This window comes from Streptomyces sp. PTL18, assembly GCF_059510295.1.
In genome coordinates, this window is record NZ_JCAJZO010000018.1 from 88,122 (window position 1) to 111,810 (window position 23,689).

27 protein-coding genes and 1 pseudogene are annotated in these 23,689 nt (G+C 72.4%); 22 read left to right on the forward strand and 6 right to left on the reverse strand.

Translation table 11 applies throughout. The features are described from left to right. The 8 genes from AC5WS8_RS28010 (at nt 1) to AC5WS8_RS28045 (ending at nt 8,228) form a co-directional block, all read left to right on the forward strand. Complete coding sequence (locus tag AC5WS8_RS28010; protein WP_496106266.1) at nt 1–909, forward strand: sugar phosphate isomerase/epimerase family protein; 909 nt, start codon at nt 1–3, stop codon at nt 907–909. A 22-nt stretch (nt 910–931) separates the two neighbouring features. Beyond that, the gene (locus AC5WS8_RS28015; RefSeq protein WP_496106267.1) at nt 932–1,951 is read left to right on the forward strand and encodes a Gfo/Idh/MocA family protein; all 1,020 of its coding nucleotides are present in this window, start codon (nt 932–934) and stop codon (nt 1,949–1,951) included. A gap of 337 nt (nt 1,952–2,288) precedes the next feature. After that, entirely contained in the window at nt 2,289–3,122 is an 834-nt protein-coding gene (locus AC5WS8_RS28020) for a M55 family metallopeptidase (protein WP_496106268.1), read from the forward strand. Beyond that, entirely contained in the window at nt 3,115–4,419 is a 1,305-nt protein-coding gene (locus AC5WS8_RS28025; RefSeq protein ID WP_496106269.1) for a M20/M25/M40 family metallo-hydrolase, read from the forward strand. Before AC5WS8_RS28020 ends, AC5WS8_RS28025 begins: the two co-directional genes overlap by 8 nt. 13 nt (nt 4,420–4,432) lie before the next feature. Continuing rightward, nucleotides 4,433–6,397 (forward strand): dipeptidyl-peptidase 5, encoded by a 1,965-nt coding sequence (locus AC5WS8_RS28030; RefSeq protein WP_496106270.1) that lies wholly within the window; start codon nt 4,433–4,435, stop codon nt 6,395–6,397. Next, nucleotides 6,394–7,317 carry a S66 peptidase family protein gene (locus AC5WS8_RS28035; protein ID WP_496106271.1) on the forward strand — a complete coding sequence of 308 codons (924 nt, stop codon included), beginning with the start codon at nt 6,394–6,396 and terminating at the stop codon, nt 7,315–7,317. Before AC5WS8_RS28030 ends, AC5WS8_RS28035 begins: the two co-directional genes overlap by 4 nt. 89 nt (nt 7,318–7,406) lie before the next feature. Continuing rightward, a complete protein-coding gene (locus tag AC5WS8_RS28040; protein WP_496106272.1) occupies nt 7,407–7,658 on the forward strand; it encodes a LapA family protein in 252 nt (83 codons plus the stop codon). A 24-nt stretch (nt 7,659–7,682) separates the two neighbouring features. Beyond that, complete coding sequence (locus tag AC5WS8_RS28045) at nt 7,683–8,228, forward strand: GNAT family N-acetyltransferase (RefSeq protein WP_496106273.1); 546 nt, start codon at nt 7,683–7,685, stop codon at nt 8,226–8,228. A 45-nt stretch (nt 8,229–8,273) separates the two neighbouring features. Here the strand turns inward: AC5WS8_RS28045 and AC5WS8_RS28050 are convergent, their stop codons facing one another. Further along, on the reverse strand, nt 8,274–9,968 hold the full coding sequence (locus tag AC5WS8_RS28050; protein ID WP_496106274.1) for a purine-cytosine permease family protein: 1,695 nt from the start codon (nt 9,966–9,968) through the stop codon (nt 8,274–8,276). A 122-nt stretch (nt 9,969–10,090) separates the two neighbouring features. Continuing rightward, nucleotides 10,091–10,444 carry a VOC family protein gene (locus AC5WS8_RS28055; RefSeq protein ID WP_496106275.1) on the reverse strand — a complete coding sequence of 118 codons (354 nt, stop codon included), beginning with the start codon at nt 10,442–10,444 and terminating at the stop codon, nt 10,091–10,093. A 133-nt stretch (nt 10,445–10,577) separates the two neighbouring features. Between AC5WS8_RS28055 and AC5WS8_RS28060 the strand changes: the two genes are divergently transcribed. Then, a complete protein-coding gene (locus AC5WS8_RS28060; RefSeq protein ID WP_496106276.1) occupies nt 10,578–11,060 on the forward strand; it encodes a phage holin family protein in 483 nt (160 codons plus the stop codon). A 5-nt stretch (nt 11,061–11,065) separates the two neighbouring features. Beyond that, the gene (locus AC5WS8_RS28065; RefSeq protein WP_496106277.1) at nt 11,066–12,103 is read left to right on the forward strand and encodes an SDR family oxidoreductase; all 1,038 of its coding nucleotides are present in this window, start codon (nt 11,066–11,068) and stop codon (nt 12,101–12,103) included. 102 nt (nt 12,104–12,205) lie between these two features. Here AC5WS8_RS28065 and AC5WS8_RS28070 read toward each other — a convergent pair whose 3' ends face one another. Beyond that, nucleotides 12,206–13,162 carry an LLM class F420-dependent oxidoreductase gene (locus tag AC5WS8_RS28070; protein WP_496106278.1) on the reverse strand — a complete coding sequence of 319 codons (957 nt, stop codon included), beginning with the start codon at nt 13,160–13,162 and terminating at the stop codon, nt 12,206–12,208. 190 nt (nt 13,163–13,352) lie between these two features. On the opposite strand from AC5WS8_RS28070, the gene AC5WS8_RS28075 reads away from it, so the two are divergent. From AC5WS8_RS28075 to AC5WS8_RS28130, 12 genes and pseudogenes are all read left to right on the forward strand, one after another. Next, a complete protein-coding gene (locus tag AC5WS8_RS28075) occupies nt 13,353–14,690 on the forward strand; it encodes an NAD(P)/FAD-dependent oxidoreductase (RefSeq protein WP_496106279.1) in 1,338 nt (445 codons plus the stop codon). After that, entirely contained in the window at nt 14,687–16,534 is a 1,848-nt protein-coding gene (locus AC5WS8_RS28080) for a transketolase (RefSeq protein ID WP_496106280.1), read from the forward strand. The genes AC5WS8_RS28075 and AC5WS8_RS28080 overlap by 4 nt, the downstream gene beginning before the upstream one ends. Before the next feature lie 88 nt (nt 16,535–16,622). Continuing rightward, nucleotides 16,623–16,922: pseudogene (gene ligD / locus AC5WS8_RS28085) on the forward strand (non-homologous end-joining DNA ligase LigD); the annotation flags it as partial. A 62-nt stretch (nt 16,923–16,984) separates the two neighbouring features. Then, a complete protein-coding gene (locus AC5WS8_RS28090; RefSeq protein WP_496106281.1) occupies nt 16,985–17,320 on the forward strand; it encodes a gas vesicle protein GvpO in 336 nt (111 codons plus the stop codon). A gap of 49 nt (nt 17,321–17,369) precedes the next feature. After that, nucleotides 17,370–17,792 (forward strand): gas vesicle structural protein GvpA, encoded by a 423-nt coding sequence (locus AC5WS8_RS28095; protein WP_496106282.1) that lies wholly within the window; start codon nt 17,370–17,372, stop codon nt 17,790–17,792. Beyond that, the gene (locus AC5WS8_RS28100) at nt 17,789–18,553 is read left to right on the forward strand and encodes a GvpL/GvpF family gas vesicle protein (RefSeq protein ID WP_496106283.1); all 765 of its coding nucleotides are present in this window, start codon (nt 17,789–17,791) and stop codon (nt 18,551–18,553) included. Before AC5WS8_RS28095 ends, AC5WS8_RS28100 begins: the two co-directional genes overlap by 4 nt. Before the next feature lie 4 nt (nt 18,554–18,557). Continuing rightward, complete coding sequence (locus AC5WS8_RS28105; RefSeq protein ID WP_496106284.1) at nt 18,558–18,821, forward strand: gas vesicle protein GvpG; 264 nt, start codon at nt 18,558–18,560, stop codon at nt 18,819–18,821. Next, nucleotides 18,818–19,180 carry a hypothetical protein gene (locus AC5WS8_RS28110; RefSeq protein ID WP_496106285.1) on the forward strand — a complete coding sequence of 121 codons (363 nt, stop codon included), beginning with the start codon at nt 18,818–18,820 and terminating at the stop codon, nt 19,178–19,180. Before AC5WS8_RS28105 ends, AC5WS8_RS28110 begins: the two co-directional genes overlap by 4 nt. Continuing rightward, nucleotides 19,177–19,503: a gas vesicle protein gene (locus tag AC5WS8_RS28115; protein ID WP_496106286.1), complete on the forward strand. Its 327-nt coding sequence runs from the start codon at nt 19,177–19,179 to the stop codon at nt 19,501–19,503. The genes AC5WS8_RS28110 and AC5WS8_RS28115 overlap by 4 nt, the downstream gene beginning before the upstream one ends. Continuing rightward, nucleotides 19,500–20,312 carry a GvpL/GvpF family gas vesicle protein gene (locus AC5WS8_RS28120; RefSeq protein ID WP_496106287.1) on the forward strand — a complete coding sequence of 271 codons (813 nt, stop codon included), beginning with the start codon at nt 19,500–19,502 and terminating at the stop codon, nt 20,310–20,312. Before AC5WS8_RS28115 ends, AC5WS8_RS28120 begins: the two co-directional genes overlap by 4 nt. After that, on the forward strand, nt 20,309–20,503 hold the full coding sequence (locus AC5WS8_RS28125) for a gas vesicle protein (RefSeq protein WP_496106288.1): 195 nt from the start codon (nt 20,309–20,311) through the stop codon (nt 20,501–20,503). The genes AC5WS8_RS28120 and AC5WS8_RS28125 overlap by 4 nt, the downstream gene beginning before the upstream one ends. 1 nt (nt 20,504) lies before the next feature. Further along, complete coding sequence (locus AC5WS8_RS28130) at nt 20,505–20,789, forward strand: gas vesicle protein K (RefSeq protein ID WP_496106289.1); 285 nt, start codon at nt 20,505–20,507, stop codon at nt 20,787–20,789. Between the two features lie 87 nt (nt 20,790–20,876). Here the strand turns inward: AC5WS8_RS28130 and AC5WS8_RS28135 are convergent, their stop codons facing one another. The 3 genes from AC5WS8_RS28135 to AC5WS8_RS28145 form a co-directional block, all read right to left on the reverse strand. Beyond that, entirely contained in the window at nt 20,877–21,047 is a 171-nt protein-coding gene (locus AC5WS8_RS28135) for a hydrophobic protein (RefSeq protein WP_496106290.1), read from the reverse strand. Nucleotides 21,048–21,088: 41 nt separating this feature from the next. Beyond that, the gene (locus AC5WS8_RS28140; RefSeq protein WP_496106291.1) at nt 21,089–21,904 is read right to left on the reverse strand and encodes a class I SAM-dependent methyltransferase; all 816 of its coding nucleotides are present in this window, start codon (nt 21,902–21,904) and stop codon (nt 21,089–21,091) included. A gap of 237 nt (nt 21,905–22,141) precedes the next feature. Then, a complete protein-coding gene (locus AC5WS8_RS28145; RefSeq protein WP_496106292.1) occupies nt 22,142–23,665 on the reverse strand; it encodes a bifunctional phosphatase PAP2/diacylglycerol kinase family protein in 1,524 nt (507 codons plus the stop codon). Between the last annotated feature and the right edge of the window lie 24 nt (nt 23,666–23,689).

Sequence of the window (23,689 nt, forward strand, 5' to 3'; positions counted from 1 at the left end):
ATGACCACCCTCCCCTCCCTGGACCGCATCCGGGTGGGCTCCGCCCCGGACTCCTGGGGCGTCTGGTTCCCCGACGACCCGCAGCAGGTGCCCTGGGAACGCTTCCTGGACGAGGTGGCCGAGGCCGGTTACTCCTGGATCGAGCTCGGACCCTACGGCTACCTGCCGACCGACCCGGCGCGGCTCACCGACGAGGTGAACAGGCGGAACCTCAAGGTGTCGGCCGGCACGGTCTTCACCTCGCTGCACCGCGGGCCGTCCGTGTGGGAGTCCACCTGGGAGCACGTCAGCCAGGTCGCCGCGCTCGCCCAGGCCATGGACGCGAAGCACCTGGTGGTCATCCCCTCCTTCTGGCGGGACGACAAGACCGCCGAGATCCTCGAGCCCTCCGAGCTCACCGCCGGACAGTGGGCGGACCTGACCAAGGGCATGGAGCGGCTCGGCCACGAGGTCAAGGAGACCTACGGCCTCGACATCGTGGTCCACCCGCACGCCGACACCCACATCGACACCGAGGAGCACGTCGAGCGCTTCCTCGACTCCACCGACTCCGACCTCGTCAACCTCTGCCTGGACACCGGGCACTACGCCTACTGCGGCGGCGACAGCGTCAAGCTGATCGAGACCTACGGCGAGCGCATCGGCTATCTGCACCTCAAGCAGGTCGACCCGGAGATCCTCGCCGACGTCGTCAGCAACGGGGTGCCGTTCGGGCCCGCCGTGCAGCGCGGCGTGATGTGCGAGCCCCCGTCCGGCGTGCCCGCGCTGGAGCCGGTGCTGGCCGCCGCGCAGGGGCTGGGCGTCGACCTGTTCGCCATCGTCGAGCAGGACATGTACCCCTGTGAGCCGGACAAGCCGCTGCCCATCGCCGTCCGCACCCGCACGTTCCTCCGCTCCTGCGGCGCCTGACCCCGAAGGGACCAGCAACACCATGACTCAGCGTGGAACGCTCGGAGTCGCCGTCATCGGAACGGGCAGGATGGGCGCCGACCACGTGCGCCGCATCAACGAGGTGATCAGCGGGGCACGCGTGGCCGCCGTCGTGGACGTGGACGCGGAGCGGGCCAAGTGCGTCGCCGCGGGCGTCGAGGGCTGCACCGCCTACACCGAACCGGCCGCCGCGATGGCCGCCGACGACGTCGACGCCGTACTGATCGCCTCGCCCGGCCCCGCGCACGAGGCCGCCCTGCTCACCGCCTTCGAGCACGACCTGCCCGTGTTGTGCGAGAAGCCCCTCACCCCGGACGCGGCCTCCGCGCTGCGCGTCCTTCAGGCCGAGCAGAAGCTGGGTCACCGGCGCGTCCAGGTCGGCTTCATGCGGCGCTACGACGCCGAGTACATCAGGCTCAAGGCACTGCTGGACAGCGGCCAGCTCGGCCGGCCGCTGATGCTGCACAACCGGCACCGCAACGCGGGCAGCCCGCCCGGCTTCACCGAGGCCATGCTCATCAACGACTCCGTCGTGCACGAGATGGACGTCACCCGCTGGCTGCTCGGCCAGGAGATCACGGCGGTGTCGGTGCTGCGCCCGACACCGTCGGGCAACGCCCCCGAAGGCCTCTCGGACCCGCAGTTCGTCGTCTTCGAGACCGACGGGGGCGCGCTCGTCGACGTGGAGATCTTCGTCAACTGCGGCTTCGGCTACCAGGTGCAGGCCGAGGTGGTCTGCGAGTCGGGCACCGCCCGGATCGGCGACGGGCACGCCATGGTCACCAACATGGCGGGCCGCTGGGGCGGCACCATCGCCCAGGACTTCGTGGAGCGCTTCGCCGAGGCCTACGACCGCGAGGTGCAGGCCTGGGTCGACGCCACCCGGCGGGGCGAGGTCACCGGTCCGAGCGTCTGGGACGGCTACGCGGCGGCGGCGGTCTGCGAGGCGGGCGTCCGCGCGCAGGCGGAGGGGCAGCGCACCGAGGTGCGACTGGTCGAACGTCCGGCGCTCTATCGCTGAGCGGCCGGGCGTCGCGGGACGGTCAGGTCGGCGCGTGACCGGTCGCGTGACCGGTCACGCGCCGTTGATCACTGCGCCGGTCATGCGACCCGCTTCCGTGTCGCCCTTCGGTCCGGTGCCGCCCGCGCACGCCCGCCGGATCGGACCGATCGGCTCCACCGGGCACCGTCCTTCGAGGTGCCGGACGGAGGAGTCGGTCGTCTCGTCTTCGTGGCCCCTTTCCTCCCCGACGCGTAACGTGACGGAGCATGGAGATCTCCGTCACCGCCGCACGCCGGGCCCCGCTGCTGTCATCAGCCCGACGACAAACCTCCGAGCTGACTCCGGACGGTCCGGCATGAAGATCCTCATCAGCGCCGACATGGAGGGCGCCACCGGTGTGACCTGCCCGGCCGACGTGATTCCCGGGACCCCGCAGTGGGAGCGGTGCCGCGCGATGTTCACCTCCGACGTGAACGCCGCCGTACTCGGCTTCCTCGACGGCGGTGCCGACGAGGTGCTCATCAACGAGGCGCACTCGACCATGCGCAATCTGCTCCTCGAACAGCTGGACGACAGGGCGCAGATGCTCACCGGGCGGCACAAGTCGCTCTCCATGGTGGAGGGCGTGCAGCACGGCGACGTGGACGGCATCGCGTTCGTCGGCTACCACGCGGGCGCGGGGACGGAGGGCGTGCTCGCCCACACCTATCTCGCCAACTCCCTCACGGGGGTCTGGCTCAACGACGTCCGCGCCAGTGAGGGCCTGCTGAACGCGCACGTCGTCGCCGAGTACGGCGTGCCCGTCATCCTCGTCACCGGCGACGACGTGGCCTGCGAGGACGCGCTCGGGTACGCGCCCGAGGCGCTCAAGGTCGCCGTCAAGGACCATGTGTCACGGTACGCGGCGGTGTGCCGCACCCCGGCCCGGACCGCCGCCGACATCCGCGCCGCGGCCAAGGAGGCCGTGTCCCTGGCGGTGCGTCAGGAGCCCGTGGCGCGAGGTCCCTTCACCATCGCCCTGGAGTTCGACGCCGAGCAGCTGGCGATGGCCGCCACCGTCGTACCGGGGGTGGACCGCGTCGGAGAGCGCAAGGTGGCGTACACGAGCGGGACCATGTACGAAGGCATCCGCACCTTCAAGGCGGTCACCACGATCGCCTCGGCCGCGATCGAGGAGCAGTATGGCTGACCGGCAGGCACTCGACGAGGTCGTGCGGTTCACCTCCGACCTCATCCGCGTCGACACCACCAACCGCGGCGGAGGCGACTGCCGGGAGCGGCCCGCCGCCGAGTACGCGGCCGAGCGGCTGGCCGAGGCCGGCCTGGAGCCCCTGCTCCTGGAGCGCACCCCGGGCCGGACGAACGTCGTCGCACGCATCGAGGGCACCGACCCCTCCGCCGACGCCCTGCTCCTGCACGGCCATCTCGACGTGGTGCCCGCCGAGGCCGCGGACTGGAGCGTGCACCCGTTCTCCGGCGAAGTGCGCGACGGCGTGGTGTGGGGCCGGGGCGCGGTCGACATGAAGAACATGGACGCGATGATCCTCGCCGTCGTGCGGCACTGGGCGCGCTCGGGCACCAGGCCCCGGCGCGACACCGTCATCGCCTTCACCGCCGACGAGGAGGCCGGCGCCGAGGACGGCTCGGGATTCCTCGCGGACCGGCACGCGGACCTCTTCGAAGGATGCACGGAGGGTGTCGGCGAGTCGGGGGCGTTCACCTTCCACGCCGGTGAGGGACGGCAGATCTACCCGATCGCGGCCGGTGAGCGCGGCACCGGATGGGTGAAGCTGACCGCGCGCGGCCGGGCGGGCCACGGCTCCATGGCCCACCACAGCAACGCCGTCACCCGGCTCGCCGCCGCCGTCACGCGCATCGGCGCCCACGAGTGGCCGCTCCGGCTCACCCCCACCGTGCGCGCCGCGCTCACCGAACTCGCCGCGCTCCACGGGCTCCGGGCCGACCTCGACGACGTGGACGGCCTGATGAAGAGGCTCGGCCCGGCCGCCGCGCTCGTCGAGCCGACCGTCCGCAACAGCACCAACCCGACCATGCTGAGCGCGGGTTACAAGGTGAACGTGATCCCGGGCGAGGCCGTCGCCTACGTCGACGGGCGCTGTCTTCCCGGCACCGAGGACGAGTTCCGCGCGACGCTCGACGAACTCACCGGACCGGACGTGGACTGGGAGTTCCACCACCGGGAGGTCGCCCTGCAGGCGCCCGTGGACTCGCCGACGTTCGCGCGGATGAGGGCCGCCGTCGAGGAGTTCGCGCCCGAGGGGCACGTGGTGCCGTACTGCATGCCGGGCGGCACGGACGCCAAGCAGTTCTCCCGCCTGGGCATCACCGGTTACGGGTTCACACCGCTGAAGCTCCCCGAGGGCTACGACTACCGGGCCATGTTCCACGGCGTCGACGAACGGGTGCCCGTGGAGGCGCTGCACTTCGGGGTCCAGGTCCTCGACCGCTTTCTGCGCACTGCCTAGGAGGGAGGCGGAGATGGTGCGGACCCTGCCGTACGGGGCATGGCCCTCGCCCGTCGACGCGGCGCTCGCCGCCTCGCACGGCGGGCAGCCGGAAGCGGTCGGCTTCGTGGGCGAGGAGGCGTGGTGGACCGAACCCCGCCCCGCCGAGAGCGGCCGGCGCACCCTTGTCAGGCGCACGGCGGACGGCCGGGAGGTGTCCGTCCTGCCCCCGCCGTGGAACGTGCGCAGCCGGGTCATGGAGTACGGAGGCCGGCCCTGGGCCGGAGCGACGCGCCCCGAGGGGCCGCTGGTGGTGTTCGTGCACTTCGCCGACCAGCGGCTGTACGCCTACGAGCCGGAGGCCCCGGCCGGCGGGCCGCGCCCCCTCACCCCGCGGTCGTCGGTGGGCGGCGGACTGCGCTGGGTCGACCCCCGGCTGCACGTCGAGCGCGGCGAAGTCTGGTGCGTGGTGGAGGAGTTCACCGGTGACGGGTCCACGGACGTACGGCGGGCGCCGGTCGCCGTACCGCTGGACGGATCCGCGGCCGAGGACCGGGACGCCGTACGCGAACTCACCGACGCGCGCCACCGGTTCGTCACCGGCCCCCGCCTCTCGCCGGACGGACGTCGCGCGGCCTGGCTCGCCTGGGACCATCCGCGCATGCCGTGGGACGGCACCGAGCTGCTCGTCGCCGAGGTGACCGGCCGGGGGACACTCCAGCAGCCGCGTAGGGTCGCCGGCGGTCCCGAGGAGTCGGTCGCCCAGGCCGAGTGGGCGCCCGACGGCTCACTGCTGTACGCGAGCGACCGCACCGGCTGGTGGAACCTGTACCGGGACGGTGTGCCCCTGTGCCCCCGCGAGGAGGAGTTCGGCGGCCCGCTGTGGAAGGTCGGACTGCAGTGGTTCGCGCCCCTGGACGACGGCACCGTCGCGGTCGTGCACGGCAGGGGAGCGGGCCGGCTCGGGATCCTCGACCCCGTCGGCGGCGAGGTCGTCGATGCGGCCGGGCCCTGGACCGAGTTCGCCGCCACGCTCGCCGTGCACGGCAGCCGCGTCGTCGCCGTCGGGGCCGGGCCGCGCACCGCGTACGAGGTCCTCGAGCTGGACTCCGCCACCGGCCACACCCGCGTGATCGGCGCCGCGCACGAGGACCCCGTGGACCCCGCCTACTACCCCGAGCCACAGGTCCGCACCTTCACCGGGCCCGAAGGCCGCGAGATCCACGCGCACGTCCACCCGCCGCGCCACCCCGAGTGCGTCGCGCCCGACGGCGAGCTGCCGCCGTACGTCGTCTGGGCGCACGGCGGCCCGACCAGCCGCGCGCCCCTCGTCCTCGACCTCGAGATCGCCTACTTCACCTCGCGCGGCATCGGCGTCGCCGAAGTGAACTACGGCGGCTCCACCGGCCACGGACGCGCCTACCGCAACCGGCTGCGCGGACAGTGGGGCGTCGTCGACGTCGAGGACTGCGCGGCCGTCGCGCTCGCCCTCGCCGGCGAGGGCACCGCCGACCGGGACCGGCTCGCCGTGCGCGGCGGCAGCGCCGGCGGCTGGACGGCGGCCGTGTCCCTGACCTCGACCGACGTGTACGCCTGCGGCACGATCAGCTACCCGGTCCTGGACCTGGCGAGCTGGGGCTCGGGGGAGACCCACGACTTCGAGTCGCGGTACCTGGAGACGCTGGTCGGGCCGTACGCCGAGGTGCCCGGCCGGTACGCCGAGCGGTCGCCCGTGGAGCACGCCGACCGGATCGAGGCCCCCTTCCTGCTGCTGCAGGGGCTCGAGGACCCGATCTGCCCGCCCGCGCAGTGCGAGCGGTTCCTGGCCCGGCTCCAGGGGCGGCGGATCCCGCACGCCTACCTCGCCTTCGAGGGCGAGGGGCACGGCTTTCGGCGGGCTGAGACCATGGTGCGTGCCCTGGAGGCCGAGCTGTCCCTGTACGCGCAGGTCTTCGGGCTGAACCCGCCCGGCATCCCCACCCTGGAGCTCACCGAGTGACCCACCTCGTCAGGCCGCCCAGACTCACCCCCGGCGCCCGTGTGGCCGTCGTCGCCCCCAGTGGGCCCGTGATCGAGGAGCGGCTCGCCGCCGGCCTCGACATCCTGCGCGGCTGGGACCTCGATCCGGTCGTGGCCCCGCACGTGCTGGACCGGCACCCCGGGTTCCCCTACCTCGCGGGTACGGACGCCGACCGGGCCGCCGACTTCCAGAACGCCTGGTGCGACCCGGAGGTGTCCGCGGTGCTGTGCGCCCGCGGCGGGTACGGTGTGCAGCGCATGACGGACCTGCTCGACTGGGACGCGCTGCGCGCCGCCGGGCCCAAGGTGCTGGTCGGCTTCAGCGACATCACCGCGCTGCACGAGGCGTTCGCAGCCCGCCTCGGCCTGGTCACGCTGCACGGGCCGATGGTGGCGGCCGCCGACTTCCTGAAGAACACGCGGACGCAGGAGCACCTGCGGGCGACCCTCTTCGAGCCGGAGTCCGTACGGACGATCTCCTCCTCGGGCACCGCGCTCGTGCCCGGCCGCGCCCGGGGTGTCACCTCCGGCGGATGCCTGTGCCTGCTCGCGGCCGAGGTCGGCACCCCGCACGCCCGGCCCGGGGCGCCGGGTGGGCTGCTGCTGCTCGAGGACACCGGCGAGGAGGCGTACCGCGTCGACCGGCTGCTCACCCAGCTCCTGCGCTCGGGCCGGCTCGAGGGGGTCACCGGGATCGCGCTCGGCTCCTGGGAGCAGTGCGGTCCGTACGAGCTGCTGCGCGCCGTGTTCGCCGACCGGCTCGGCGGGCTCGGGGTACCGGTCGTGGAGCGGTTCGGTTTCGGCCACGGCGAGGGAGCCCTGACGATGCCGCTCGGCGTCGCCGCGGAACTGGACGCGGAGCTCGGGACGCTCACGCTGGAGGTCCCGGCGCTGGCCTGACGCAGACCCGTCCGTCCCGCCCCGCCCACAGCTCACCCGTCCGGGCCACCCGCCGGGCGGCGCCCGGCCGCGCCGTCCATCCTGGGCCCATGAGCCCGAAGACCTCCCGCGGGACCGCGACGAGCGGCGGGACAGGCCCGGGGCGGCAGGGTGTCACGCCGCGCGGGGTCGCCGTCGTGGTCCTGGCCGCGCTCGCGCTGGTCTTCGTCTTCGAGAACACCCAGCGCGCCCGGATCCGGGTGTTCGTGCCGCTGGTGACGATGCCGCTGTGGCTGGCGCTGCTCGGTACGGGGGTGATCGGGGCACTGTGCGGCGCCCTTCTCGTCAGCCGACGCCGGTGACGGCGGATCACGTACGGTGTCGCCGTGTCCGACACCCGTGAATACCTCGCCGAAGGCCCCCGCGTGGGCATACGCCACTTCACCCATGACGACGCGTCCGAGTTCACCGCCCGGGCCAGGGAGAGCAGGGAGCTGCACCACCCGTGGCTGTTCCCGCCGACCACCACCGAGGAGTACGCCGCGTACGCGGGACGGCTGATCGAGGACCCGACGCGGGCGGGGTTCCTGGTGTGCGAGAGGGAGACCGGAGCCATCGCCGGGTACATCAACGTCAACAACATCGTCCGGGGCGGTTTCCAGAGCGGGGCGCTCGGTTACGGCGCCTTCGCGCACGCCGCCGGGCGCGGGCTGATGACCCAGGCGCTGAACCTGGTGGTGCGCTACGCGTTCGGGCCGCTGGGGCTGCACCGCCTGGAGATCAACGCACAGCCCCGCAACACCGCCTCGATCGCCCTCGCCCGGCGCTGTGGCTTCCGCCTGGAGGGCTTCTCACCGGACATGATCTTCGTCGACGGGGCCTGGCGGGACCACGAGCGCTGGGCCATCACCGCGGAGATGGTACGCGGCTGAGCGGTGATGGCCCCGCACGGCCGTCCGGCCGGCCACCGCAGGCCGTCAGTCCGCCGACCGTACGGTGGGCGTCGCGAGGCTCACCGGCCCGCTGCCCGCTGCGCTCTTGCAGGCGTCGTGGCAGTCCTTCTCCAGGCTGCAGCACAGCGAGCAGACCGCGCCGGAGTGGAACGGGCAGCCCGCCATGTCGGGCCGTTCGAAGGTGTCCGCGCACACCGAGCAGGTCAGCGTCGCCGCGGAGGGCAGCCCCTGGGGGTCGAGCAGCGGCTCGTCCAGGGCGTCGACACGGGCGATGTAGTACCTGCCCCTGGTCGCCACCGCGAACAGCGGCGAGAGCACCATGGCCAGGAACAGGGCGATGAAGGGGGAGTAGGCCTTGCCGTAGGCGCCGAACGCCTCGAAGTACGCGGCGATGGACACCGCCGAGGCGATCAGCATCGAGCCGAAGCCGACCGGGTTGAAGTTGTACAGGTGCGCCCGCTTGAACTCGATGTACGACGGGCTGAGCCCCAGCGGCTTGTTGATCACCAGGTCGGCCACGACCGCGCCGATCCACGCGATGGCGACGTTCGAGTAGAAGCCCAGCACCGTGTTGAGGAACCCGAACACGCCACCCTCCATCAACGCGAGCGCGATGCCCACGTTGAGGAAGATGTAGACGACGCGCCCGGGGTGACGGTGGGTCAGCCGGGAGAAGAAGTTCGACCAGGACAGCGAACCGGAGTACGCGTTCGTTGAGTTGATCTTGATCTGGGAGAGGATCACGAAGAACGTCGCCAGCCCCAGGGCGACCGGCGCCGCGAACGTCCTGAAGCCGTGCACGTACTGCTGGATGGGCTCGTTCGCCTTCGCGAGCCCCACGCTGCCGGCGATGTAGAAGGCCAGGAACGCCCCGCCGATCTGCTTCGCCGCGCCCAGCACCACCCAGCCCGGACCGGCGGACAGCACCGCGCCCCACCACTGCCTCGCGTTTGCGGGCGTCTTGTCGGGCATGAAGCGCAGATAGTCGACCTGCTCACCGATCTGTGCGATCAGCGACAGCGCCACACCCGCACCCGCGCCCACCCCCAGCATGCTGATGCCCGATCCGGTGGGCGAGTTGCCCGCGAAGTGGGTGAACTCGGAGAACCTGCCCGGCTCCTGGATCGCGATGGACACGAACGGCGCGACCATCAGCACCAGCCAGACCGGCTGGGTCCACACCTGCATCTTCGACAGTGCGGTCATGCCGTAGACCACCAGCGGCAGGATGATCAGGGAGCAGACGACGTAGCCGATCGCGAGCGGTATGTGCAGGCCGAGTTCCAGGGCCTGCGCCATGATCGAGCCCTCGAGGGCGAAGAAGATGAAGGTGAAGCTGGCGTAGATGACCGAGGTCAGGGTCGAGCCCAGATAGCCGAAGCCGGCGCCCCGGGTCAGCAGGTCCATGTCGATGGAGTACTTCGCGGAGTAGTACGAGACCGGGATGCCGGTGAGGAAGATGACCACCGCCGCGGCCAGGATCGCCACCATGGCGCTGGAGAAGCCGTTGGAGATCGCGATCGACCCGCCGATGGCGAAGTCCGCCAGGTAGGCGATGCCGCCGAGAGCGGTGGTGGCCACCACGTACGGCGTCCAGCGGCGGAAGGACTTCGGCGCGTACCGCAGCGAGTAGTCCTCGAGCGTGTCGTTCCGCGTCCAGCCGTTGTACGTCCGGCTCGTGGTGTCCGGCGGCGTTTGCTTGTCGACGATGTCCGTCATGAACGTTCCCTCTTCCGCGAGCTCGCGTCACCTGCCCGGGGACCGGGGCAGTGCGGTTGCACGGAAGAGTCCCGCCACCGTGTTTCGCTGCGATTTCGATGCCTTTACGAGGCTGGAGTGCGTCATTGCGCCAGGCGGCGGTCCACGTACTCGTACACCGCGCCGTCCGGGTGCACGGCGATCAGGTTGCGGCCGACCGGGGTCGGGACCGGGCCCGCGATGATACGCGCGCCGAGGCCGGTCAGCACCCGGTGGGCCTCGTCGACGTCCTGCACCGCGATCGTCGCCGCCACCTTGCGGAGGATCTCCAGCTCGGACTCGGGCCCGCTCATCAGCAGGAAACAGCCGACCGCGGCGACCGAGACACCGCCGCGCTCGAAGCGGAGCGCGCGGCTGCCCGCCAGTCTCTCGTAGAAGGGGACCGAAGCCTCCAGGTCGTCGACGCAGATCCGCAGGGTGGCTCCCAGAATCTCCATGCGGACGAGCCTAGTTGGACCCGGCCGAGAAGGAGACCACGAGCTGGTTGCGGCAGGCGGGCAGGACCGCCCCGTACCGGCGCAAGCCGCGTACCAGCCGTTACGCGTGCCCGGGCACGGGTACCCGGCGGACATGAACCGCTTGGATCACCTGGAACATCTGGACAGGCAACTGGTCGACGAGCTCGCGCAGGTGGCCCGGGAGGCCGTGCGCGACGAACTGCGCGAGCAGACCCGCAAGCAGCGCCGCTCGGCCGCGCTCTACGCCGCCTCCGGCGCCGTCGGGCTGTACGCGGGCGCCGCGGTGGCACTCGCCCTGGGCCTGGCGCTGGCGCTGGCCCTGCCGGCCTGGGCCGGCGCGCTGATCACGGCTGCCGTGCTCGGCGTGGCCGCCCACCTGCTGCGCGGAGCGGCCCGTGCCGGCGGGCACGGAGCCGGGGCGCAGCACGGCCACGGCGCCCACGGCCGGGTCGCCGGCGGTACAACGGGCGGGCTCGGCACGCCGTACCCGCCCATGCCGCACACCCCGCCCACGGCGGGCGTGACCGATCCCGCCGCGCCGGGTTCCGCGGGTCCTGGAGCGGACCCCGAGACGCCGCGCCACCGGGCCCGGTGAGCGTCATGGCCAGGGCATGGTCGGGAGCCCTGCCGAAGCGCCGCAGGGCAGTGGTGGTGACCGGGGCGAGCGGCGGCGTGGGCCGGGCCACGGCGGTGGCCTTCGCCGAGCGGGGCGACCGGGTCGCGCTGCTCGCCCGGGGACGCGAGGGCCTCGCCGCGGCAGCGGAGGAAGTGCGGCGCGCCGGGGGTGAGGCGCTGGTCGTCCCCGTCGACGTGTCGGACGCGCGGGCGGTCGAGGACGCGGCGGAGCAGGTCGTCGAGGAGTTCGGACGGATCGACGTCTGGGTCAACAACGCGTTCGCCGGTGTCTTCGCACGGTTCACCGACGTCACGCCGGACGAGTTCCGCCGGGTCACCGAAGTGACGTACCTGGGCTATGTGTTCGGCACCCGGGCCGCGCTGCGGCACATGCTGCCCGCGGACCACGGGACGATCGTCCAGGTCGGCTCCGCGCTGGCCTACCGGGGCATCCCGCTGCAGTCGGCGTACTGCGGGGCCAAGCACGCGATCCAGGGCTTCAACGAGTCGCTGCGCTGCGAGCTGCTGCACGAGGGCTCGAAGGTGCGGACGACGATGGTGCAGATGCCGGCGCTCAACACCCCGCAGTTCGACTGGGTGCTCAGCCGGATGCCGGGGCGGGCGCGGCCGGTGGCGCCGGTCTACCAGCCGGAGGTCGCCGCACGCGCCATCGTGCACGCGGCCGGGCATGCCAGGCGCCGGGAGTACTGGGTGGGCGGGTCCACGGCGGCCACGCTCATCGCCAACGCCGTCTTCCCGGGGCTGCTGGACCGCTACCTCGCGCGTACGGGGTTCGACTCGCAGCGCGACGAGGGACAGCACAGCACGGCGGGCAACCTGTGGTCCCCGGCGGACGGACCGCACGGCCACGACTACGGTGCCCACGGCCGCTTCGACGCGGAGTCCCATCCGGACAGCGTGGAGGACTGGCTGTCCCGCAACCGGACGCGCATCGGTGCGGGGATCCTCGCCGGAGGCCTGGGAGCCGCCGTCACGGCGGCCGGCCTGCGGCGCCGTGGCTGAGCGCCTCGCGGAGCGCACGGACACGCACACGGGCACCTGCACGAGTGAACCCCCGGGGCCGGGCCCCGGGGGTTCACTCGTGCAGGTGCCCACCGACCACGCTCAGCGCGGCAGCTGCGGCAGCACCTTCGTGCGGTAGAAGTCGAAGAAGCCACGCTGGTCCGGGCCGATCTGGTTGACGTGAACCACGTCGAAGCCCGCGTCCACGTACGCGGCGAGCGCGGACACGTGCTCGTCCACGTCGTCGCCGCACACCCGGTTCTCCCGCACCGTGTCCTCCGAGACCAGCGGCATCAGCTGCTCGAAGTGCCTCGGTGTCGGCAGCACCTGCCCCATCTCCCCGGGCAGCAGTTCGTTGGACCACAGCTTGCGGACCGTGCGCACGCACTCCTCGCGGTCCGTGCCGTAGCAGACCTTCACGCCGCCGCTCACCGGCTTGGTGCCGCCCCCGCCCTTGCGGAACTGCGTCACCATCGACTCCTCCGGCATCATCGTGATGTAGCCGTCGCCGACGCGCGCCGCCAGCGCCGTCGCCTCGGGCCCGAAACCGGAGATGTCGATCGGGATCGGCTCGTCCGGGATCGTGTAGAGGCGGGCGTTCTCCACCTTGTAGTGGCTGCCGTAGTGGGTCACCTGCTCCCCGCTGAACAGCCGGCGCATGATCTGGATCGCCTCTTCCAGCATCTCCAGGCGCGCGGTGGTGGGCGGCCACGCATCGCCGAGGATGTGCTCGTTCAGCGCCTCGCCGGTGCCCACACCCAGCCGGAACCGACCACCGGTCATCACCGCGCTGGTCGCGGCGGCCTGTGCCACCACCGCCGGGTGCATCCGCACGGTCGGACAGGTCACCGCGGTCTCGACGGGCAGTGACACCGCCTCGGAGAGGGCACCGATCACCGACCACACGAACGGGCTCTGGCCCTGTGCGTCGTTCCACGGATGGTAGTGGTCCGAGATCCACAGGCGCTGGAATCCGGCCTGCTCGGCCATCCTCGCCTGTTCGATCAGATCCGCCGGGCCGAACTCCTCGCAGGAGAGGAAGTAGCCGTACTCGGTCATGTGGGTGAACCTCCGGGGAGGGGGTACCGCGTCGGTCACCGGCCGGGTAACCGTGCGGGACATGGACGAAACGCCCGCCCTGCGGCGTTTGGGCGCCCTGACCCGGGGGACGCGGAAGGTCTCGCACGGGTGGCGCATCCGTGCGTCCGCCAGGCAGACGACGTACGCGCGAGAACGCCGGAGGCGCATCGTGAGCCGACCCCGCATCCTCATCGTCGGTGCCGGATTCGCCGGGTACCAGACGGCCCGCACCCTGTCCCGGCTGACCCGTCACCGGGCCGACATCACTCTGCTCAACCCGACGGACTACTTTCTGTACCTGCCCCTGCTGCCGCAGGTGGCCACGGGCATCCTGGAACCGCGGCGGGTCGCCGTGTCGCTCTCCGGCACCCTGCGCCACGTCCGCCTGGTGCTCGGCGAGGCCGACGGCGTCGACCTCGACGCGCGCACCGTGCACTACACCGACCCGGAGGGCAACGGCGGCACCCTCGGCTACGACCGGCTCGTCCTCGCCGTCGGCAGCGTCAACAAGCTGCTGCCGATCCCCGGCGTCTCCGAGCACGCCCACGGCTTCCGCGGCATGCCCGAGGCGCTGTACCTGCGCGACCACGTGACCCGCCAGATCGAGCTGGCCGCCACGTCCGACGATCCGAAGACCTGCGCCGCACGCTGCACCTTCGTGGTGGTCGGCGCCGGCTACACCGGAACCGAGGTCGCCGCGCAGGGCAAGCGGTACACCGACGCACTGGTGCGCAAGCAGCCGCTGCGCCAGGGCGTCACACCGCGCTGGATGCTGCTGGACATCGCCCCCCGCGTGCTGCCGGAGATGGACGAGCGGCTCTCCCGCACCGCCGACCGCGTCCTGCGCAAGCGCGGCGTCGACGTGCGGATGGGAACCTCCGTGAAGGAGGCGACCCACGACGGAGTGCTGCTGACCGACGGGGAGTTCGTCGACACCCGCACCCTCGTGTGGTGCGTCGGCGTTCGCCCCGACCCGTTCGTGGAGGGCCTCGGCAAGCCCCTGGAGCGCGGCCGGCTGCTCGTCGATCCCTACCTGCAGGTGCCGGGACACCCCGAGGTGTTCGCCTGCGGTGACGCCGCCGCCGTACCCGACCTGGAGAAGCCCGGCCAGTACACGCCGATGACGGCGCAGCACGCCTGGCGGCACGGCAAGGTCTGCGCCCGCAATGTCGCCGCCTCCCTCGGCATCGGCTCCCGGCGCGCCTACCGCCACCACGACCTGGGATTCGTCGTCGACCTCGGCGGCCCGCAGGCCGCAGCGGCCCCGCTCGGCATCCCGCTGTCCGGGCCGCTCGCCTCGGCCGTCACGCACGGCTACCACCTCGCCGCGATGCCCGGCAACCGCATCCGGGTCGCCGCCGACTGGCTCCTGGACGCCCTCCTGCCGCGCCAGGCCGTCCAGCTGGGGCTGGTCCGCTCCTGGTCGGTGCCGCTGGAGTCCGCCTCGCCCGAACTGGCCCGCATGCCGGGTGGCAACGACCAGCCCGGCAAGGAGGAACAGACATGAACACCCGTCATCTCCACGAGCTCGCCCAGCAGTTGCGCGTCGACAGCGTCCGCGCCTCCGCCGCGGCCGGCTCCGGGCACCCCACCTCCTCGATGTCCGCAGCCGACCTGATGGCCGTCCTGCTGGCCCACCACATCCGCTACGACTTCGAACGGCCCGCCCACCCCGGCAACGACCGGTTCGTCCTCTCCAAGGGGCACGCCTCGCCCCTCCTGTACGCCGCCTACAAGGCCGCGGGCGCCCTCAACGAAACGGAACTGCTCACCTTCCGCAGGCTGGGCAGCCGTCTCGAGGGGCATCCCACGCCCCGTCGGCTGCCCTGGGTGGAGACCGCCACCGGCTCGCTCGGCCAGGGGCTGCCCGTCGGGGTCGGCATCGCGCTCGCCGGGCAGCGGCTGGACCGCACCGGCTACCGGGTCTGGGTGCTGTGCGGCGACAGCGAACTCGCCGAGGGCTCCGTGTGGGAGGCCGCCGAGCACGCCGGGTACGAGCACCTCGACAACCTGATCGCGATCGTCGACGTCAACCGGCTCGGCCAGCGCGGCCCCACCCGCCACGGCCACGACCTGGACGCCTACGCGCGCCGCTTCAAGGCCTTCGACTGGCACACCGTCGAGGTCGACGGCCACGACGTCGAGGCCGTCGACCGGGCCTTCGCAGAAGCCGAGTCCACCGTGGGACAGCCCACCGTCATCCTCGCCCGCACCCTCAAGGGCAAGGGCGTCACCGCCGTCCAGGACCGCGAGGGCCAGCACGGCAAGCCGCTGCCGGACGCCGACGAGGCGATCGCGGAACTCGGCGGCGTACGCGACCTCCACGTGGAGGTGCAGGCGCCGCCGGCCGCCCGCATGCTGCACGCCGTGCAGAGCGGCCACCTGGAACTGCCCCGCTACGACATCGGGGACGAGGTCGCCACCCGCGACGCCTACGGCCAGGCGCTCGCCGCGCTCGGCAACGCCCGCGGCGACGTGGTGGCCCTCGACGGCGAGGTCGGTGACTCCACGCGGTCCGAGTACTTCGGCAAGGAGCACCCCGAGCGCTACTTCGAGTGCTACATCGCCGAGCAGCAGATGGTCGCCGCCGCCGTCGGCATGGCCGCGCGCGGCTGGGTGCCGTACGCCTCCACGTTCGCCGCGTTCCTGACCCGCGCCCACGACTTCGTGCGCATGGCCTCGATCAGCGGCTCCGGCCTCAACCTCGTCGGCTCGCACGCCGGCTGCGCCATCGGCCAGGACGGGCCCTCCCAGATGGGCCTCGAGGACCTCGCGATGTTCCGCTCGGTGTACGACTCGACCGTGCTGTACCCGTGCGACGCCAACCAGACCGCCCGGCTGGTCGCCGCGATGGCCGGCCGTGAGGGCATCCGCTATCTGCGCACCTCGCGCGGGAAGACCCCGGTCATCTACGGGCCCACCGAGGAGTTCCCGCTCGGCGGCAGCAAGGTGCTGCGCGCCTCGTCCGAGGACCGGCTCACCGTCGTCGCCGCCGGGGTCACCGTCCACGAGGCGCTCAAAGCCGCCGACACCCTCGCCGAACAGGGCATCCGCGTCCGCGTCATCGACCTGTACTCGGTCAAGCCCATCGACCGGGAGACCCTGCGCGAGGCCGCCGAGCGCACCGGCTGCCTGCTCACCGTGGAGGACCACCGTGAGGAGGGCGGCCTCGGCGACGCGGTCCTCGACGCCTTCCTCGACGGGCGGCCCGTGCCGCGCCTGGTGCGGCTCGCCGTCCGTACGATGCCGGGCTCGGCGACCCCCGAGGAACAGCTGCACGCCGCGGGCATCGACGCCGAGTCGATCGCCGCCTCGGCCCGGCTGCTGGTGGATCACGCCATCGTGCCGTGACCGGAGCGAGCGAGCTGAGCAGCACGCGGGCCGTGCGCGCCGGCCGCCGCACGGTCGAGGTGCACCGGCCGGACGGGGTCGCCGCCCACCCCACCTGCTGACCACCGCCGCCCGCAAGAAGGACCGCGGTGACCGCCTCCACCTCGACGTGCAGCGCAACGCCTACGCGCGGACCGTCGTAGCCCCCTTCACCGTACGGGCGCTGCCGGGCGCACCGGTCGCCACACCGCTGTCCTGGGCCCAGTTGGACGACCCGGATCTGAACGCCCGCCGCTCAACCATCGCCCACGCGGTCGACCAGGCCCGCACCGGCCCCTGGGCCGAGGTGCCGTCCCGGGGCCGTTCCCTCGGGCCCGCCCGGCGGCGGCTCGACGACCTGCGCGGTTGAGGCTCCCCGGACTTCGAAGGTTTGGCCAACGCCCTTGCGGCCACCCGGTGGTCGAGGTGGCCATGTCGAACACATCACGTACACATTCACGGAACTCTCCCGAGAACAGCGACCGGGCGGACGGTAGGCCGAGCCCCATGGAGGTGCTGCGCCATGCGCGCGCACAGTTCACGGAGCTCACCGGTCTGGCCGCCGAGTCCGTGTCGTCCTTCGAACAGACCGAGGACGGCTGGACGCTCGAGATGGAGGTCCTGGAACTCGCCAGGGTCCCCGACACCATGAGTCTGCTCGCGAGCTATCAGGTGGTGGTATCCGCCGACGGCGAGCTCACCGGGTACCGGCGCGTTCGCCGTTACGAACGCGGGAGGGCCGATCCACGCAGGGGCGGCGGCAGTTAGCCCGCCGCACGCACCGACACCGACACACAGACAAGGAGGGCCGGTCGGCATGACCGTTGTCCCGGCACAGCAGACATCCGGAGGCGGCTCCAGCGGCCTGTACGACGTCCTGGAGCTCGTCCTCGACCGAGGTCTCGTCATCGACGCGTTCGTCCGCGTGTCCCTCGTCGGCATCGAGATCCTGAAGATCGACGTACGCGTCGTCGTCGCCAGCGTCGACACCTACCTGCGCTTCGCCGAGGCGTGCAACCGGCTCGACCTGGAGGCCGGGCCGCGCAAGGACCCCGGACTGCCCGACCTGGTCGGGGAGATGACCGAGTCCGGCGCGCGCGGCAAGTCCAAGGGCGCTCTGTCCGGAGCCGCCGAGACCATCTCGGACGCCTTCCGGCAGGCCCGCGAGGAGGCGCAGACCGAACCGAGCCGGCGCACCCGTAAGTCGACGGCCTCGCGCGGGAAGGAGGAGCAGGAGTGAGCACGTACGTCTACGGCATCGCCGCGGCCGACCACCCCTCGCTCCCCGACGGCATGGGCGGCGTCGGCGACCCCGCCCGGACGGTGCGCATCCTGAAGCGGGGCGAACTGGCGGCGATCGTCAGCGACGCACCCGAGGGGTTGCGCCCCAAGCGCCGTGACCTGCTCGCCCATCAGAACGTACTGAGTGAGGCGGCCGCGGGCGGTCCGACCCTGCCCATGCGGTTCGGCAGCCTCGCACCCGACGACGACGCCGTCACCGGCGTCCTCGAAGAGCGCGCCGACCACTACCGGGAGCGACTGGGCACCCTCGACGGCAAGGTCGAGTACAACATCAAGGCCAGCCACGACCAGGATGCCGTCCTGCACCGTGTGATGGCCGAGAACCCCGAGGTCCGGTCGCTGGCGGAGGCCAACCGCAGGGCCGGCGGCGGAAGTCACGAGGAGAAGCTCCGGCTCGGCGAGATGGTCGCGGCGGCGGTGCAGAGCCGCGAGGCCCGGGACGCCCGGGACCTCCAGCGCGCCCTGGAGCCGGCCGCCGAGGCCGTCAGCGTGGGACCCGAGTCCACCGGCTGGCTCGCCAACGTCTCGTTCCTGGTGGCGCGGGACGCGGCCGAGGTGTTCCTGACCGCCGTGGAACAGCTCCGCACGGCACATCCGCACCTCGAGGTGCGGGTCAACGGGCCGCTGCCGCCGTACAGCTTCGTCGAGCCGGGACCGTCCGAGCCCGTGGGCAGCCGGACGGCCGCCGCCCAGGGGTGAGCACATGGGCCTGATCGGTGAGGTGCTGCTGCTGCCGTTCGCCCCGGTGCGCGGCAGCCTCTGGGCGGTGGGACAGGTGCTCACCGAGGCCGAACGACAGTACTACGACCCCGCGGCCGTACGCGCCGAACTCGCACGGCTGGAGGAGAGGCTGGCCGCGGGGGAGATCGACGAGGAGGAGTTCGACCGGCTGGAGGACGCACTCCTGGACCGGCTGGAGGCCGGCCTGGGGCGTGGCCGGGGGACAGCCGACGGGACGACACCATGAACCGACTGGAACTCGGCCTCGCCCTGGGCATCGCCTACGCCCTGGGGCGCAGGAGCAGGACGAAGGCCCCCGCTGCGACCCGTGCGACGGCGGCCGGCCGCGACCCGGCCGTCGAGCGTCTCGAACAGGAGGTGCGCGCCTATCTGCTGACGCGGGCCCAGCCCCTGCTGGCCGCTGCCGGGCGCAGGCTCGGCGCGCTCAGCGTCAGGCTCAACGACGTCGCCGAGGGCGACAGCCCCGCGCTCGGGCGGGTCGCACTCGCCGTGGGCCGCCATGTCACCCGGAGCCGGACCCGGTCGCTCCCCGCGGCCGGGTCCGAACCCGCACCCCGGGAACCCGAGGAGGGGAGCGGCCCATGACCACCCCAGGACGACTGCCCGAGCCCTACGGTCAGGGCGGCGGCGCCAACCTCGCCGACATCCTCGAACGCGTCCTCGACAAGGGTGTGGTGATCGCCGGCGACATCCGGATCAACCTCCTCGACATCGAACTGCTCACCATCAAGCTCCGCCTCGTCGTCGCCTCCGTCGACCGGGCGAAGGAGATGGGCATCGACTGGTGGGAGACCGACCCGGCGCTGTCGTCCCGCGCCCGCAACAACGAACTGGCCCGGCAGAACGCCGAGCTGCGCGACCGGCTCGCCGAACTGGAGGGTGCGCGCGGCGAGAAGGAGGCACCGTGAACGGACTGCGGTACGTGTACGCCGTCTGCCGCCCCTTTCACGCGGCGCTCGAGGACGGCCCGGCGGGCGTCGCGGGCGTACCGCCCAGGCAGCTGGCGCACGACGGCCTGGTCGCCGTCGTCAGCACGGTCCCGGAGCGTGACTTCGCCGAGGAGCCGCTCCGCGCCCGGCTGGAGGACCTGGACTGGCTGGCTGCCACCGCCCGCGCCCACCAGGGCGTCGTGGACGCGCTCACCGCCGTCACCACGCCCCTGCCGCTGCGGCTGGCGACGGTGTTCCGGGACGACAGCGGCGTGCGCGCGATGCTCCAGGAACGCGCGGACGACTTCCACCGCGCCCTCGACCGCCTCGACGGCCGGGTCGAATGGGGTGTCAAGGTGTACGCCCGGACGGAGAAGGCCGAGCAGGCGGACCGGACGGACCAGACGGGTCGGACGGAGGGGTCCGAGAGGGCTCCCCAGTCCCGGAAACCGGTCTCCGGCCGGGACTACCTGCGTCAGCGCCGGGTCCGCCAACAGGCCCACGAGGAAATGCGGGAGAACACCGAACGGTTCGCACGCCGCCTGCACGAGAACCTTTCCGGATGTGCCGAGGATTTCCGTCTGCACGCTCCGCAGAATCCCGCACTCTCCGGCTCCTCCGGTCGCAATGTACTCAACGCCGCTTACCTTGTGCCGCGTTCCGGGTCCGAGGCGTTCGTGGCAAAAGTGGAGCAGGAGAAAAGCGGAATTCCCGGGGTGCGGGTGGAACTCACCGGTCCCTGGGCGGTGTACTCGTTCAGCGGTGTCGAGGAACGGGAGGGGCCGTGACCGCGGGCGGACTTCAGCACCGCCAGGTCGCCCTGGTGGACCTGCTCGACCGGCTGCTGGCCGGGGGCGTCGTCATCACCGGCGACCTCACGCTGCGCATCGCGGACGTCGACCTCGTCCGTATCGACCTCAACGCGCTGATCAGCTCGGTCGGTGCCCAGGTGCCGGCCCCCTGGACGGAGGAGCCGTGACATGAGCGGCGGACGCAACCGACTCGACCTGGAACCCGACACGGTGGAGCGCGACCTCGTCACACTCGTGCTGACCGTGGTCGAGCTGCTGCGCCAGCTCATGGAGCGGCAGGCGGTGCGCAGGTTCGAAACCGGCGAGCTGACCGAGGACCAGGAGGAGCGCATCGGGCTCACCCTGATGCTGCTGGAGGATCGCATGGCCGAGCTGCGGGAGCGCTACGGACTGCGGCCCGAGGACCTGAATCTGGACCTCGGGCCGCTCGGGTCATTGCTTCCGCGGGAGTGATCGCCGAAGGACCGGAGATCGAAGGGTCACGGAAAATGACGCAGAAACGCGGTGCCCGGGCGGATCAACCGCCCGGGCACCGTCGATTCACCAGCGATACCATCGGCTGCGTCCGCCGGCCGCTGTGGTGCCGCGCACCAGGAAGCCCAGCAGCCAGACGACCAGTACCGCCAGGGCGATCCACCACAGGACCTTCACTGCGAATCCGAAGCCGAAAAGAATCACGGCCAGCAGAAGAACGAGCAGGATCGGAACCATAGTCACACCTCCTGTCATTCATGTTTCCCGAACAGCGGGAATCAGGCCTCTTTTCGGCAGAGAATCTCTCCGTGCAGCACCGAGAACCATCCGTCCTCGTGCCGGCCCCATTCCTGCCAGGCCGCCGAAACGGCCCGCAGTTCCTCCGCGGTCGCATGGCCACCGTCCGTCGCCCGGTCGGCGTACGCCGAGGCGACCGTGCGGTCCGTCCACAGCCCGCTCCACCAGGCCCGCTCCTCGGCGGTGGCGAAGGTCCAGGTGCCGGAAGTGGCGGTGACGTCCCTGATGCCCGCCCGCAGCGCCCAGGACTTCAGGCGCCGCCCCGCGTCGGGCTCCCCGCCGTTGGCGCGGGCGACGCGCTCGTACAGCCCCAGCCAGTCGTCGAGGCCCCGCGAGGCGGGATACCAGGTCATGGCTCCGTAGTCGGCGTCGCGCGCGGCGATGAAGCCACCCGGCCGGGTGACCCGGTGCATCTCGCGCAGCGCCTGCACCGGGTCACCCACGTGTTGGAGCACCTGGTGGGCGTGGACGACGCAGAACGTGTCGTCCGGGTACGGAAGCGCGTGCACGTCCGCGACCGCGAAGTCGACGTTGGTGACCCCGCATGCCCCGGCTGTCGTCCGGGCCTGGTCCAGGATCTCCGCGGCGCGGTCGACGCCGGTGACATGACCGTCGGGAACCAGGGCGGCCAGGTCCGCGGTGATGGTGCCCGGACCGCAGCCGATGTCCAGGATCCTCATGTGCGGCTTCAGCGAGCCGAGGAGGTACGCCGCGGAGTTGGCGGCGGTCCGCCAGGTGTGCGAGCGCAGCACGGACTCGTGGTGGCCGTGCGTGTAGACGGCCGTCTCCTTCGGCATGACGATCCTCTTCCCCTCGTACGGGCCCCCCGGCGTCGCCGCGGGGCGGTACGTGTCACGGTAGGCGATCGCGCCGAATAGTGAGACTCACGTCTTGTCATGTGGACAGGCAGGGTGTCGTGCGCGGGCAGGGGGACGGTACGGGCGCACGTGGTCCGAAGCCGGCCGAGTTCGGCCGAGTTCAGTCGAGTTCGGCCGAACTCGACTGGAGTATCGGCTGGAGTCGGGTGGCGTGAGTCAGTCGGCGGGCAGCGGCCGGTAGACGGTCAGCGCCCCGGGCAGGGCCTCGAGGGTCACCCCGCCCTGGACGGCGGTGACCTCTCCGTCGTAGGCGAGGAGGGTGCCGGGCGCGACGCCGTCCAAGTGCAGTCGCCGGACTCGCAGGGCCGCGTGGAACGGTGAGCGGGACAGCGGGCCCGCGAACGCGGCCGCGATCAGTCGGGCGGCGGGCCCGCGTCCGCCGTGCACGACCCGCACGTCCAGCAGCCCGTCGGCCAGGTCGCAGCGGCGGCCGGGTACCAGGCCCATACGGTGGTAGGTGCCGTTGCCCGCGAACAGCAGCCACAACGGGTGGGAGCGGTCACCGACGCGTACGGCCAGGGGGTGGCGGTCGGCGCGCAGGACGCGCAGGGCGGCGAGAACACCGGCCGGCCAGCCGCCGATCCGGGGGGACCAGCGCTCCCGCTCGCGCACCAGCTCCGGGTACACGCCGAGACTGCAGGTGTTGAGGAAGCAGCCCTGCGTCTCACCCGAGGTGAACCGGCCCACGTCGACCCGGACGGCGTCGCCCCGCGTCAGGGCGCCCACCAGGTCGCGGGGCTCCTCCACGCCGAGGTCCAGCGCGAAGTGGTTCAGGGTGCCGCCCGGGAGCACGGCGAGCGGGATGCCGTGGCGCAGGGCGACGCCGGCCGCCGTGTTCACGGTGCCGTCGCCGCCGCAGACGCCGAGGACGCGGGCGCGGGTGGCCGCCTTCTCCAACTCGGTGTGCACGTCGGGAGGTTCGCACTCCACGATCTCGGCGCCGGGGAGCGCCTCCGTGAGGGCGTGAATCCGGTCCCAGGTCGCCGCGCCCTTGTTCACGACGACCACGAGCCCCGTGCCGTCCTGAAGCGCGGGCGCGGGGGGCTCCGGCGCGGAGGCGGCCTCCGGGGAGCACCGGCGGCGGTCGGTCGGCGGGAGGGGATCGCGGGTGGGGACCAGGCCCCGTACGGCGTAGGCGGCGCCCACGCCCAGGGCCGCGCCCGCCAGGACGTCGCTCGGGAAGTGGACGCCGGTGTAGACGCGGGAGAGGGCGACGGCGGTGGCGAGCGGGGCCACGGCGGCACCCCAGCCGAGTGACTCCAGGGCGACACCGCACGCGAAGGCGGCGGCCGAGGCCGAGTGACCGGACGGAAAGGAGGTGGTGATCGGCTGCCGTTTGAGGCGGCGCACCGCCGGGACCGGATCGAGGACGGGGCGGGGGCGGCGGACCGAGCGCTTGCCGAGGGTGTTGATGGTGGCGGAGGCGAGCGCGAGGGACGCGACCCCGCGGGCGGCCGCGCGGCGGGCGCGGGGGCTGCCGGTGGCGGCGAGGGCGGCGGCGGTGGCGAACCACAGCACGCCGTGGTTCGCGGCGCGGCTGAGGCGGGGAAGCAGGGGGTCGGCACCGGGCCAGTGGCGGGCGGCGACGGCCTCGAACAGGCGGCAGTCGAGTCCGAGGAGGCGGTCGCGGAGGGGGTGGGGGCCGGGGGGCCGGGTGGTGAGGTCGACATCAGGGCTCATGAAGCTGCGGGTACCCCGACGACG